The following is a 13,084-nucleotide window of genomic DNA, read 5'->3' as shown; positions in this document are numbered from 1 at the left end:
AGCGCTGGCATGGGCCCGCTGTGGCCGACCCTGCTCACGGTGGTGGCCCTGGTCACGGCCATGGCCGCTCTGCCCTGGCTGCTGCGCCGCTTCCAGCAGCGCACGGCTGCGCTGCGCGGTGCCGCCGGCCTGCAGTCGCGGGTGCTGGGCGCCGTGGGCGTGGGCCCGCAACAGCGGGTGGTGACGGTGGAAGTGGGCGAGGGCGCACAGACCGTGCGTCTGGTGCTGGGCGTCACGGCGCAAAGCATCCAGTGCCTGCATGTGCTGCAGGCTCCGGCCCCTGCTGATTTTTCGGCTGCGATGGCGCAAGCGCGCAGCCTGCCTGCGGACGGTGCGAATGTCTGAATATTCCTGCAAGCGCCCGGCGCGCACGCTGAGCCAGGCCGCTGGCGCCGCAGCGCTGGCGCTGTGCTGCGCCACGCCCCTGGCCTCCTGGGCACAGGGCGCGCCCGCCAGCCTTCCGCTGGTCATCGGCCAGGGCAGCGGTGGCACCAGCTTTTCGGTGCCCATCCAGACCCTGCTGTTCTTCACGGCGCTGTCCTTCCTGCCGGCCATCCTTTTGATGATGACGGGCTTCACCCGCATCGTCATCGTGCTGTCGCTGATGCGCCAGGCGCTGGGCACGCAGTCGGCGCCGCCCAACCAGGTGATCATCGGCCTGTCGCTGTTCCTGACGCTGTTCGTCATGGGCCCCACCCTGGACCGCGTGTACCAGGAGGCCTACGTGCCCTACACCACGAATGCCGTGACCTTCGAGCAGGCCATTGAGAAGGCCGAGGCGCCCATGCGCGACTTCATGCTCAAGCAGACGCGCCAGTCGGACTTTGCGCTGTTCGCGCGGCTGGCCAAGCTCGATGCAGGCGTCACCAGCGAGACCGCACCGCTGCGCGTGCTGGTGCCCGCCTTCGTGACCAGCGAGCTGAAGACCGCGTTCCAGATCGGCTTCATGATCTTCATCCCCTTCCTGGTCATCGACATGGTCGTGTCCTCGATCCTGATGTCCCTGGGCATGATGATGCTGTCGCCCGTGCTGGTGGCCCTGCCGTTCAAGCTCATGCTCTTCGTGCTGGCCGATGGCTGGAACCTGCTCATAGGCTCGCTGGCCGCCAGCTTCGCCGTCTAGCCCCGCTCTTTCTTTGGAAATCCTTCCATGACCTCCCAATACGTGCTCACCTTCGGCCGCGAGGCACTGACCTTGCTGCTCATGATCTCCATGCCCGTGCTGGGCGTGGTGCTGGCCGTGGGCCTGGCCGTCAGCGTCTTCCAGGCGGTGACCCAGGTGCATGAGGCCACGCTGGCCTTCGTGCCCAAGCTCATCTCCGCCGTGCTGGTGTTTGCCATTGCGGGCCCGTGGATGCTGAGCACGCTGGTGGACTTCATCCGCCGCACCATCGAGACCATTCCGCAGGCGGTGGGCTGAGCCCTTCGCCGCGCACTGGAAACGCCACTGTGATCACCTTCAGCGAAGCCCAACTGGTGGCGTGGCTGTCGCCCGTTCTCTGGCCGTTTCTGCGCGTGCTGGCCATGTTCTCCGTGGCCCCCGTGTTCTCGCAGCGCGTCATTCCCATGCGGCTGAAGATCGGCCTGGCCTTTCTGGTCGCGGTGTGCGCGCAGCCCGTGCTGGGCGACCAGCCCGTGATCGGCATCAACTCGCCACAGGCGCTGGGCACGCTGATACAGCAGGTCGGCGTGGGGCTGGCCGTGGGCTTTGCGGTGCGCCTGGTGTTTGCCGCCGTGGAGGTGGCGGGCGAGGTGGTCGGCCTGCAGATGGGCCTGAACTTCGCTAGCTTCTTCGATCCGACCACGAATGCCCAGCTCAGCGCCGTGGCGCGCTTCATGGTCCAGATTTCCACGCTGCTGTTCATCGTCATCAACGGGCACCTGCTGGTGCTGATGGCCGTGCTCAAGAGTTACGAGGCGTTTCCTGTGGACGGCAGCTTCCTGCAGGCCATCAACCAGATGCGGCTGCACGAGATGGGGGCGGCGGTCTTCGCCAGTGCCTTCTGGATCGCCCTGCCTATGGTCGCCATGCTGCTGTTCGTGAACCTGGTGCTGGGCATCATTTCGCGCGTAGCACCGCAGATGAACATCTATGCCGTGGGTTTTCCGGTCACGCTCACCGTGGGCCTGACGGGATTGATGGCCACGCTGCCGCTGCTTGAGCAGCCCCTGGTCGCCTTGCTGCAGCGCGGCATTGCGGTATTTGGCACTTCAATGTAAGCAGTTGTGAAAAACAACAGATTTACAGGCCTGTCGGCCGCAAAAGCCTCAGATCAGCTGGTTGTGGATGGCGTAGGCCGTGAGTTCGGCATTGCTGCTCATCTGCAGTTTTTCCAGCACGCGCGCCCGGTAGACGCTGACGGTCTTGGGGCTGAGCATCAGCTCGGTGGCGATGTCGGTCAGCCGCTGCCCGGCCGCGATCTTGATCAGCGTCTGCAGCTCGCGCTCGGACAGGCTTTCATGCGGCACCTGGGGTGCGGGCTGGGCCAGGCTGTCGGCCAGCATTTGGGCCACTTCGGACGTCAGGTACTTGCGCCCCGTGGCCACGGTACGCACCGCCTCGATCAGCAGCACCGGGTCGCCTGCCTTGTTGGCGTAGCCCTGCGCGCCCGCCTTCAGGCAGCGCAGCGCGTACTGATCCTCGGGGTACATGGAGACCATGAGCACCTTGATCAGCGGATGGGTTTCGCGCACGCTGGCCAGGGCTTCCAGGCCACTGCGGCCGGGCATGTTGATGTCCAGCAGCAGCACGTCGCAGGTGGCGGTGCGCAACTGTTCGCGCAGTTCGGCATAGCTGCCTGCTTCGGCGGTGACGCTGATGTCCACTGCCTCGGCCAGGGTGTCACGGATGCCCCGGCGCAGCACCGCATGGTCGTCGCACAGCACCACGTGGATCAAAGTCGGCCTCCTGGAAAAAGGGTCACGCCGCCATGGCGTTCAGCATTCATTGCCCGGGATATTAGGGCAAGTGCCGCCATCGTCCAGCGGAATGGAGACGATGACCGAGGTTCCTCGCCCGGCTTGACTGCTGACATCCAGCCAGCCCTGAACGGTGCGCGCACGCTCGCCCAGACCGCGCAAACCGAAGGATTCGGGCTTGTCGCGCGCGCCTTCGGCCAGGCCCACGCCGTCGTCCGTCACCTCCAGCGTGAGAAAGCCTTCGCGGTCCGAGAGATCGATGTCCACATGGCGCGCCTGGGCATATTTGCCGACGTTGGTCAGCGCCTCCTGGGCCGTGCGGTAGGCCACGACCTGAATGTCGGGCGCGATGTCCATGCTCTCGCGGCTGCTGCGCACCCGGGTGGGCACGCCCGTGCGGCGCTCGAAATTCTCGGCCAGCCACTGCACGGCGGCCACCAGTCCCTGGTCCAGCACGGGCGGGCGCAGGTTCATCATGATGCGCTGGCTTGCACCCAGCGCATGCTCCAGCATTTCCAGCGCGGCCAGCGCATGCTCGCGCAGTCCGCCCTCGGGCGCATTGCGCGCAATCCAGGCCACATCGAACTTCACCGAGGTCAGCGAGCCGCCGATGTCATCGTGGATCTCGCGGGCAATGCTGGCGCGTTCCCGTTCGGTGGAGGTCTGCAGGTGCTCGGTCAGATCGGCCAGGCGCCGCTCGGATGCCGCCAGCTCGGCCGCCGCGCGGCGGCGCGCCAGGCGGGCCTCGTGCACTTCCAGCGCATGCGAGACCACATGGGGCAGGCGCGTGATGTGGTCCTTGAGCAGGTAGTCGCTGATGCCCTCGCGCATCACGTCCACGGCGGCCGACTCGCCGATGGCGCCGGACAGCAGCACAAAGGGCGGATGCCCGGGCTGGCGGCGCACCAGCTCCCAGGCGTCCAGCGCCGTGAAGCCGGGCAGGTGGTAGTCGGCCAGGATGAGGTCGAATGCCTGGCTCTGCAGCGCGGCTGCGGCATCATCGAGCAGGTCGACCGCGACAATCTCGCAGACCAGTCCGCCGCGCAGCAGGCTCAGCCGCGCCAGCGCCTGGTCGGCCGCCGAATCCTCGATGTGCAATATGCGCAAGGGCTTGTGCGGTGGTCTGGCATCCCCGGGGGCGCTATCATGAGATACATTTTGGAACATAAATGCAAGTGGTCGTGTATATCAAGGGATGCGCTGCATTCCTGGGGACGATTGACAAGGGCTGGCCATGCTGCAGAGCATGGCGAACATTGGGCTGAAACGCTGGTGGTGGAGTAACAATGCAGTCAATGCACAAGCCTTCGGGCGAGCCTGCCGTCCCCATGCCCGTCATGGTGGCCGCAGACCTGCAGGATGCCTTGCTGGTGGCGATGCGCGATCTGCAGCGCCTGGAAGGCCTTCTCAATCATGCAACGCAGAACCTGCTGGACCGTTTCGATGAGACCCACGGCCAGCTGGCCGGTGAGGCGCTAGGCGCCTTGCCCGAGCTGGACGCCGCGCGGTCCACGCTTCGGTTGGCGGTGACCGAGTTGCAGTTTCACGACATGTCCTCCCAGTTGATCGCCCATATTACGAAGATTTTGCAAGGCTGCGCGTTCCAGTTGGCCGCAGCCACCATGGGCGTGGACGAGGGGGAGGACGATTCCCTGGGCCTGCCGGCGATACCCGACCGGCCCAATCCCGTCACGCAAAGCGAGATGGATGCTGGCTCGGTCGAGCTGTTCTGACCGCTGACCATGCACTCTTCTACCTTTTATTGCCCGTCTGTTGGAGCTATACATGCGATCGATTCTGGCTGTTGATGATTCCCCCTCGATGCGAAAGATGGTGGCGTTCACCCTCGCAGGGGCGGGATTTCGCGTTGTGGAGGCGGTTGACGGCGTGGATGCGCTCGAGAAGGCACAGCTCGAACAAGTCGACCTGGTGCTGGCCGACCAGAACATGCCGCGTCTGGATGGCATCGGCCTGACCCGCAAGCTGCGCGAAGACCCCAAGTTCCAGAACACGCCGATTCTCATTCTCACCACCGAATCCAGCGACCAGATGAAGCAGGCCGGACGCGCCGCGGGCGCCACGGGCTGGCTGGTCAAGCCCTTCGATCCAAACCGTTTGATCGAAGTCATTCAGAAAGTAATGCGTTGAGCCGATAAGTACAGGCAACAGGAAACAGCAGGACCAAAGATGGCGGATCTACACCAGGATGGGGCAGGAGCGGGCGCAGACTTCGACCTGAGCCAGTTCTATCAAATCTTCTTCGAAGAAGCGGCCGAGAACCTCGACCAGATGGAGCAGATGCTGCTGAATCTGGATCTGTCAGCGGCCAATGACGAGGAACTCAACGGCATCTTCCGATGCGCGCACTCGATCAAGGGCGGGGCGGCCACCTTCGGCTTTGCCGACGTGACCGAGCTGACACACCGCATGGAGTCGCTGCTCGACCGGCTGCGCCGGCACGAGATCACACCGATTCCGGAGATGGTCGATGTGTTGCTGGAGTCGGCTGATGCCAGCCGCAGCCTGCTGGCACGCCACCAGGCCGGCAACGAGGGCGAGGCCCTGTCCACCACGGATCTGGTGGCACGCATCGAGACGCTGGCGGAAGGCCGCAGCGCCGTACCTGCAGCGGCAGCGCCGGCTCCCGCACCGACCCCAGCTCCAGCCCCTGTGGCTGCGCCAGCGCAGGCACCGGCCCCGGTTGCTGCAGCGCCTGTCTCAGGCGGCGCCGTCGGCACGGCACCCAGCAGCGGCGGACGTTCGCTGCATATCCTGATCGGTCCGCTGGAGCGCCTGGAGATGGCCGAGGCCATCAAGGAGCTGTTCCGCGACATTCCCGGTCTGGGACGCATCGAGGACCTGGCCTGCGATCAGCCGCAAAGCCGCCTCTTTGACGTGCAGACCTCGTCCACCGACGACGACCTGCTCGATCTGTTCGCCTTCCACGTGGCCAAGGAGCAGGTCCGCATCACGGCGGCCGGAGCCCCTGCCGAGGCAGCACCCGCAGCGGTGGCGGCGCAAGCCCCGGCCGCTGAAGAGCATGCGCACGACCCCGACGCCGCCCTGGCCTCGGCCGCCATTCCGCCTGCCGATGAGGCCTATGGCTTCTTCAACGGCGCACCCGGCATGCCCCAGGCCGATGGCGCGCTGGCCATCCAGCCGGCCGGCGCCGTGGCCAAGCCCGCCGCCAAGACGGCGGCCCAGACGCAGCAGGCGCAGATGGAGTCCACCAGCATCCGCGTGTCGGTGTCCAAGGTCGACCAGCTCATCAACCTGGTGGGCGAGCTGGTCATCACCCAGGCCATGCTGGCGCAAAACAGCCACGGACTGGATGCATCGGCCTACCAGCAATTGCTGGCAGGCCTGGCCGACCTGGATCGCAATACGCGCGATCTGCAGGAATCGGTGATGTCCATCCGCATGATTCCCATGTCCACCGTGTTCAGCCGTTTCCCGCGCATGCTGCGCGACCTGGCCGGCAAGCTGGGCAAGAAGATCGACCTGATCACGCTGGGCGAGGCCACGGAGCTGGACAAGGGACTGGTCGAAAAGATCACCGACCCGCTGACCCATCTGGTGCGCAACAGCGTGGACCACGGCATCGAAATGCCCGAGGACCGCCTGGCGGCCGGCAAGTCCGAGCACGGCACGCTGACGCTGGCAGCCTCCCATCAGGGCGGCTCCATCGTCATCGAGGTGCGCGACGACGGGCGCGGCATGAACCGCGAGCGGATTCTGCAGAAGGCCCGCGAGCGCGGCATGGATGTCTCGGACAACATGCCCGATCAGGATGTCTGGCAGCTGATCTTCGCACCGGGCTTCTCCACGGCCGACGTCGTCACCGACGTGTCCGGGCGCGGCGTGGGCATGGACGTGGTCAAGCGCAATATCGCGGCGCTGGGCGGCTCGGTCGAGATCGAGTCCACCCAGGGCAAGGGCATGCGCGTGGCCGTTCGCCTGCCACTGACCCTGGCCATCATGGATGGCATGTCGGTCGGCGTCAGCGACGAGGTCTACATCCTGCCGCTGTCCTCGGTGGTCGAGTCCTTCCTGGTCAAGGCCGAAGACGTGAACACCGTGGCCAACGGCACGCAGCTGGTCAAGGTGCGCGACGAGTACATGCCCGTGTTCGCGCTGGAAAAGACCTTCCGCGTGCCGCGCAGCGACACCAGCCAGTCCAGCAACATCATGGTGGTGGTCGAGTCCGACGGCAGCCGCGTGGCCTTGCTGGTCGACGAGCTGCTGGGCCAGCACCAGGTGGTGGTCAAGAACCTTGAATCGAACTACCGCAAGGTGCCCAACGTTTCGGGCGCCACCATCCTGGGCGATGGCACGGTGGCGCTGATTCTGGACACCGGCGCGCTGGTGCGTCGTGCACGCCACTGAATGGGACAGGGATACCTGACGACAATCGACGGCGCCGCAGGCAGTGCCTGCGCGCCGCCAAGAAACCATGGCCTTCGCCACCACGGCGCGGGCCCGACAGTTGAGGAGCTGAGCAATGAGCGTGATCGCTAAGACCGCAGAAGGCGTCGCCACCGGCGCGCGCGAGTACCTGACCTTCCGCCTGGACCAGGAGGAATACGGCATCGACATCCTGAAGGTGCAGGAAATTCGCGGCTACGAGCCGCCGACCCGCATCGCCAATGCGCCGGAATTCATCAAGGGCGTGGTCAATCTGCGCGGCACCATCGTGCCCATCGTGGACATGCGGCTGAAGTTCAACTGCTCCCAGGTGGAATACAACAGCTTCACCGTCGTCATCATCCTGAACCTGCGCAACCGCGTGGTGGGCATCGTGGTGGACTCGGTCAGCGACGTGATGGAACTGGCTCCCGAAGCCGTGCGCCCCGCGCCGGACATCGAAAGCGCCATTGACAGCGGCTGCATTCTGGGCCTGGGTTCCGTGGGCGAGCGCATGCTCATCCTGCTGGACATCGAAAAGCTCATGAACAACGTGGACATGGGCCTGGTCGCCTCGGTCGACTGAGACCCGTTCTTGCACTGAGCGCCCTCATGCGATCCGGCTCATCCAATGCGGCACTGGCCGCACGTCCCGTCGCCGACGACGGGGATGCCAACGGGCCCCTGGCCCAGGGGCGCGAATTCGAATGGTCGTCGCGGGACTTTGCCCGCGTACAGGCGCTGATCTACCAGCGGGCCGGCATCAGCCTGCACGATGGCAAGCACGCCATGGTCTACAGCCGCCTGTCGCGGCGCCTGCGCGAGACGGGCTACGACAGCTTCTCCACCTACCTGGACTGGCTGGAGTCGCAGTCCGACGGCGTGGAGTGGCAGGAGTTCGTGAACGCGCTGACCACCAATCTCACGGCGTTCTTTCGCGAGCAGCACCATTTCGAGATCTTTGCCCAGCATCTGCGCAGCAAGCCGGCCGGCACGGCCTGGAAGGTCTGGTGCAATGCGGCCTCGACCGGGGAAGAGCCTTACTCCATCGTCATGACGGCGCTGGAAGCGCTGGGTGCCACGCCCAGCTTCCAACTGCAGGCCAGCGACATCGACTCGCGCGTGCTGGACACGGCATCGGCTGGCGTCTACCGCGCCGAAAGCATCAAGGGCATGAGCGCCGAGCGCCTGCACCGCTTCTTCCTGCGGGGCAAGGCCGGCAATGCAGGCCTGGTGCGCGTCAAGCCCGAACTGCGCCGCCTGGTGGAGTTTCTCAACGTCAACCTGATCCGTGACGACTGGCCGTTCCGCGACCCCTTCGACGTGGTCTTCTGCCGCAACGTGATGATCTACTTCGACGCGGCCACGCAGCGCCGCGTGCTGGAGCGCATCCACCGCGTGATGAAGCCCGGTGGCCTGTTGTTCGTCGGGCATGCCGAGAACTTCAGTGAATCGCGCGATCTGTTCACGCTCAAGGGGAAGACCGTCTATGAGCGCCGCTGACGCAGGTCCTGCCGCATGCCAGGGGGTGCTCCCATGATCGGAGACCGCCCTGCCTTCGCACCGCCACCGGCGCCCTCGGAGCGTCGCCGCATGCCGCGCATCAACAGCTATACCGCTGCAGACTATCCGGCGCCGGGCGATCCGGTGCCGCGTTCCTCGCTGGAGCAGCTCAAGCGCCAGCAGCGCTACCCTGGCGAGGCTTCGTTCTTCTATTACGACCCGCATTTCCAGCACAACGCCGTCAAGGTGCTGCCCGGCGAATACTTTGTCTCCAACGAGGACGTGATCCTGGTCACCGTGCTGGGCTCTTGCATCTCGGCCTGCATCTGGGACCGCACCATGCGCGTGGGCGGCATGAACCATTTCATGCTGCCCGACGGCGACTCTGCCGATGCATCGGGCCGCTACGGCTCGTACGCCATGGAGTTGCTGATCAACGAAATGCTCAAGCTCGGTGCCCGGCGCGAGTCGCTGCAGGCCAAGATCTTCGGTGGCGGGCAGGTGATGCACAACTTCACCACCATGAACGTGGGCGAACGCAATACCGCCTTCGTCACGCAGTACCTGCAGACCGAACGCATCCCCATCGTCTCGGAGGATGTGCTGGACATCTACCCTCGCAAGGTGGTGTTCTTCCCCGCCAGCGGCAAGGCCATGGTCAAGCGCCTGGCACATGCCCATCCGGAGGAGCTGGTACAGCAGGAATTCACGCGCGGCAATGCAGCCGTCGTGGCACGCAATACGGCAGGCGGCTCGGTCGACCTGTTTTGAGGAAGGTTCAAAGGAATGGACAGGAAAATCAGGGTGATCGTGGTGGACGACTCTGCGTTGGTACGCAGTCTGCTGTCCGAGATCATCAATCGCCAGCACGACATGGAATGCATCGGCTCGGCCAATGACCCGCTGATCGCACGCGAAATGATCCGCGAGATGAATCCCGACGTGATCACGCTCGATGTGGAAATGCCGCGCATGGATGGCATCGACTTCCTGGGCCGGCTCATGCGCCTGCGTCCCATGCCGGTGGTCATGATCTCCACGCTGACCGAACGCGGCGCCGAGGTCACCATGCGTGCACTGGAGCTGGGCGCCATCGACTTCGTGGCCAAGCCGCGCGTGGGTGTCTCCAACGGCCTGCAGGAACTGGCCGCGCAGATCGTGGACAAGATCCGCGTTGCTGCCGTGGCCCAGGTACGGCGCCTGCCGGTCGCTCCCCGCAGTGCAGCCTCTGCCGCAGGCAGCGCGGCAGCGCCGGTCGCTTCCTCTGCAGGTTCGGCCGTGCCGCGCCAGGCTGCACCGACGTCGCTGCTGGGGCGGCTTTCCACGGAGAAGCTGGTTGCCATCGGCGCCTCCACGGGCGGCACCGAGGCCATCCGCGAAGTGCTCACCCATCTGCCGGCCGACTGCCCGGCCATCGTCATCACCCAGCACATGCCGCCGGGCTTCACCACCAGCTTCGCGGCCCGGCTCAACAGCCTGTGCCAGATGACTGTGAAGGAAGCGCAGCACGGCGAGCGCCTGCTGCCCGGTCATGCCTATATCGCCCCGGGTGGCAAGCATTTCTCCGTGCAGCGCAGCGGCGCCAACTATGTCGCCGTGGTCGATGACAGCCCGCCGGTGAATCGCCACAAGCCTTCGGTCGAAGTGCTGTTCAAGTCGGTGGCCGCCTGCGCGGGCCGCAACGCCTACGGCATCATGCTCACCGGCATGGGCGCCGATGGTGCGGTCGCCATGCGCGAAATGCGCGATGCAGGCAGCTACAACCTCGTGCAGGACGAGGCCAGCTGCATCGTCTTCGGCATGCCGCGCGAGGCCATCGCCCACGGCGCTGCCGACGAAGTGCTGCCCCTCAACCAGATCGCTGCCGCCTTGCTGGGCAAGCTGCGCATAGGTTCGGACCAGGTGCACCACCGCATCTGAGCGGAACGGCCAGCTCTGGCGGCCTCCATGAAAAAAAGAGCGCATGGCGCTCTTTTTTTTGTCAGTTCGACACGGTGCTTACTCGGACAAGGCGCTCCAGCGCTCCAGTGCCTCCATCAGCTGCTCATCGATCTCGCCATCGCGCTGGTGCAACTGAACGGCGCGGGAGTTGTCGTTGGCATACAGCGAGCCGTCGGCGAGGGCCTCGCGAATGGATTTCTGCTCCGCCTCCAGCGATGCAATGGTCTCGGGCAACTGATCGAGCTCGCGCTGCTCCTTGTAGCTGAGCTTGCGCTTGGGCTTGCTGTCGCTGCGCACCGCCGTCGGCTTGGCCTCTTCCTTGGCAGGCTTGGGCTGTGCAGCCTCGGCCAGATCCTGGCTGCGGCGCGACTGGTCCAGCCAGTCCTGCACGCCGCCTTCGTATTCGCGCCACTTGCCCGGCCCTTCCCAGGCAATGGTGCTGGTGACCACGTTGTCCAGGAAACTGCGGTCATGGCTGACCAGGAATACCGTGCCGTCGTAGTTCTGCAGCAGGTCTTCCAGCATCTCCAGCGTCTCGATATCGAGGTCGTTGGTGGGCTCGTCCAGAACCAGCACATTCGCGGGGCGGGCAAACAGGCGCGCCAGCAGCAGGCGGTTGCGCTCGCCGCCGGACAGTGAACGCACAGGAGAGTGAGCGCGTGCCGGAGAGAACAGGAAGTCCGACAGATAGCTCTTCACGTGCTTTTTCTGGTTGCCGATCTCTATCCACTCGCTGCCGGGGCTGATGAAGTCCTCCAGCGTGGCATCCATATTGATCTGGTGCCGCATCTGGTCGAAGTAAGCCACCTGCAGATTCGCACCCAGCCGCACGTTGCCGCTGTCAGGCGCCAGTTCGCCCAGAATCATCTTGAGCAGCGTCGTCTTGCCGGCACCGTTGGGCCCGATCAGTCCCACCTTGTCACCGCGCAGGATGGTGGCGCTGAAATGCGAGACGATCTGCTTGTCGCCAAAGGACTTGGCCACATCGGTCAGCTCGGCCACGATCTTGCCCTGGTAGCCATCGCCCCGGCCCGAGGCAATGTCCATCTTCACCCCGCCCAGCACATCACGGCGGGCAGCGCGGTTGGCCCGCAACTGCTCCAATCGGCCGATGCGGCTCTGGCTGCGCGTGCGGCGCGCCTCCACGCCCTTGCGGATCCACACCTCCTCCTGGGCCAGCAGCTTGTCGGCCTTGGCGTTGATCACGGCCTCCTGGGCCAGCTGATCTTCCTTGGTTTGCTGGTATTGAACGAAATTGCCGGGATAGGAGCGCAGCGTTCCACGATCCAGCTCCACGATGCGCGTGGAGACGCGGTCCAGGAAGGAGCGGTCGTGGGTAATGGTCACCACGCTGCCCTTGAAGTTCAGCAGCAGCTCCTCCAGCCACTCGATGGCATCCAGGTCCAGGTGGTTGGTAGGCTCGTCCAGCAGCAGCACGTCAGGACGGGCCACCAGCGCCTGGGAAAGCGCAACGCGCTTCTTCATCCCCCCGGACAACGTGCCCACCAGGGCGTCGGGATCCAGGTGCAGCCGCTGCAGCGTCTCTTCCACGCGCTGCTCCCAATTCCAGGCGTCATAGGCCTCGATCTGGGACTGCAGCGCATCGAGATCCTCGCCCTCGCCACCCGCCAGATAGCGCTCGCGCACGGCGATCACCTCGGCAATGCCGGCGGACGCCGACTCGAAGATCGTCTGCTCGGGCACAAGCACCGGCTCCTGCGCCACATAAGTAATGCGGATACCGGACTGTGTCTGGACCTGGCCGTCATCGGCCTTGGCCAGTCCGCCAAGAATCTTCAACAAAGAGGACTTCCCTGCGCCGTTTCGACCGATCAGGCCCACACGTTCGCCGCTCTCCAGGGAAAACTGGGCGTGGTCGAGAAGCGCCACATGCCCGAACGCCAGTTGGGCGTCTATCAAAGTAATCAATGCCATCGTGCGCGCATTATCTATGCGGGCCCGATTCCTGGTGCAGGCAGCAAGGCCTCCCCGCCCGGAGCCTGCCCGCAGGGCAGGCTCCGGGCCGGTTTCAGAGGGCGGGGCGGTGGCTTCTTCACTGGTCTGCAAGGAAGTTCACGAATTTCACGCCATCGGTAAAAACCCATGCTATAGTTCGATCCCTCGTCGCCACACTGCCTTGCAGACAGCGATGAGTCAGAAAAGTCTTGTAGACAGCACGAAAAAACGTGCTACAATGCAAGGCTCTGCTGAAGAGAAGCGATGCAGATCGCTGGTGTTGAAAAGATCGAAGAAATTTGATTGCAACGACGCTAAAAACTGTGCTAGAATTCAAGGCTTCGCTGATCGCAGCGAGTCG

15 protein-coding genes are annotated in these 13,084 nt (G+C 64.8%); 12 read left to right on the top strand and 3 right to left on the bottom strand.

Going from position 1 to position 13,084, the window contains the following annotated elements:
* Positions 1-9: 9 nt before the first annotated feature.
* Genes LGR64_RS25235 through fliR form a run of 4 tightly spaced genes read left to right on the top strand, consistent with a single transcriptional unit; the run spans position 10 to position 2,220 of the window.
* A complete protein-coding gene (locus tag LGR64_RS25235; RefSeq protein WP_012202579.1) occupies positions 10-345 on the top strand; it encodes a FliO/MopB family protein in 336 nt (111 codons plus the stop codon).
* Complete coding sequence (gene fliP / locus LGR64_RS25230; protein ID WP_012202580.1) at positions 338-1,123, top strand: flagellar type III secretion system pore protein FliP; 786 nt, start codon at positions 338-340, stop codon at positions 1,121-1,123. The genes LGR64_RS25235 and fliP overlap by 8 nt, the downstream gene beginning before the upstream one ends.
* Positions 1,124-1,150: 27 nt before the next feature.
* The gene (gene fliQ, locus LGR64_RS25225; protein ID WP_012202581.1) at positions 1,151-1,420 is read left to right on the top strand and encodes a flagellar biosynthesis protein FliQ; all 270 of its coding nucleotides are present in this window, start codon (positions 1,151-1,153) and stop codon (positions 1,418-1,420) included.
* 29 nt (positions 1,421-1,449) lie between these two features.
* Positions 1,450-2,220 carry a flagellar biosynthetic protein FliR gene (gene fliR, locus LGR64_RS25220; protein WP_012202582.1) on the top strand — a complete coding sequence of 257 codons (771 nt, stop codon included), beginning with the start codon at positions 1,450-1,452 and terminating at the stop codon, positions 2,218-2,220.
* A 48-nt stretch (positions 2,221-2,268) separates the two neighbouring features.
* On the opposite strand, the gene LGR64_RS25215 is transcribed toward fliR, so the two are convergent.
* The gene (locus tag LGR64_RS25215; protein WP_012202583.1) at positions 2,269-2,898 is read right to left on the bottom strand and encodes a response regulator; all 630 of its coding nucleotides are present in this window, start codon (positions 2,896-2,898) and stop codon (positions 2,269-2,271) included.
* A gap of 39 nt (positions 2,899-2,937) precedes the next feature.
* The gene (locus LGR64_RS25210; protein ID WP_065346514.1) at positions 2,938-4,086 is read right to left on the bottom strand and encodes a hybrid sensor histidine kinase/response regulator; all 1,149 of its coding nucleotides are present in this window, start codon (positions 4,084-4,086) and stop codon (positions 2,938-2,940) included.
* Positions 4,087-4,205: 119 nt separating this feature from the next.
* Between LGR64_RS25210 and LGR64_RS25205 the strand changes: the two genes are divergently transcribed.
* From LGR64_RS25205 to LGR64_RS25175, 7 genes are all read left to right on the top strand, one after another.
* On the top strand, positions 4,206-4,652 hold the full coding sequence (locus tag LGR64_RS25205) for a hypothetical protein (RefSeq protein WP_012202585.1): 447 nt from the start codon (positions 4,206-4,208) through the stop codon (positions 4,650-4,652).
* 52 nt (positions 4,653-4,704) lie between these two features.
* On the top strand, positions 4,705-5,067 hold the full coding sequence (locus LGR64_RS25200) for a response regulator (protein ID WP_012202586.1): 363 nt from the start codon (positions 4,705-4,707) through the stop codon (positions 5,065-5,067).
* A 39-nt stretch (positions 5,068-5,106) separates the two neighbouring features.
* Positions 5,107-7,305: a chemotaxis protein CheW gene (locus tag LGR64_RS25195; protein ID WP_096914211.1), complete on the top strand. Its 2,199-nt coding sequence runs from the start codon at positions 5,107-5,109 to the stop codon at positions 7,303-7,305.
* A 115-nt stretch (positions 7,306-7,420) separates the two neighbouring features.
* Positions 7,421-7,909 (top strand): chemotaxis protein CheW, encoded by a 489-nt coding sequence (locus tag LGR64_RS25190; protein WP_012202588.1) that lies wholly within the window; start codon positions 7,421-7,423, stop codon positions 7,907-7,909.
* A 26-nt stretch (positions 7,910-7,935) separates the two neighbouring features.
* Positions 7,936-8,826 (top strand): CheR family methyltransferase, encoded by an 891-nt coding sequence (locus LGR64_RS25185; protein WP_013800375.1) that lies wholly within the window; start codon positions 7,936-7,938, stop codon positions 8,824-8,826.
* A gap of 33 nt (positions 8,827-8,859) precedes the next feature.
* Positions 8,860-9,597, top strand: a complete 738-nt coding sequence (gene cheD / locus LGR64_RS25180; protein ID WP_012202590.1) for a chemoreceptor glutamine deamidase CheD — start codon at positions 8,860-8,862, stop codon at positions 9,595-9,597.
* 15 nt (positions 9,598-9,612) lie between these two features.
* A complete protein-coding gene (locus tag LGR64_RS25175) occupies positions 9,613-10,746 on the top strand; it encodes a protein-glutamate methylesterase/protein-glutamine glutaminase (RefSeq protein WP_013800377.1) in 1,134 nt (377 codons plus the stop codon).
* A gap of 78 nt (positions 10,747-10,824) precedes the next feature.
* On the opposite strand, the gene LGR64_RS25170 is transcribed toward LGR64_RS25175, so the two are convergent.
* Entirely contained in the window at positions 10,825-12,702 is a 1,878-nt protein-coding gene (locus LGR64_RS25170; protein ID WP_013800378.1) for an ATP-binding cassette domain-containing protein, read from the bottom strand.
* Positions 12,703-12,811: 109 nt separating this feature from the next.
* Here LGR64_RS25170 and LGR64_RS25165 point away from each other — a divergent pair.
* Positions 12,812-13,084: hypothetical protein (locus LGR64_RS25165; protein WP_230357275.1), on the top strand; the 273-nt coding region annotated here is incomplete at its 3' end.

It is taken from the genome of Delftia sp. Lp-1, assembly GCF_020523835.1.
Taxonomy (GTDB): domain Bacteria; phylum Pseudomonadota; class Gammaproteobacteria; order Burkholderiales; family Burkholderiaceae_C; genus Comamonas; species Comamonas acidovorans.
Note: the sequence above shows the minus strand (reverse complement) of the source record. Positions and strands in the feature narration are given on the sequence as shown.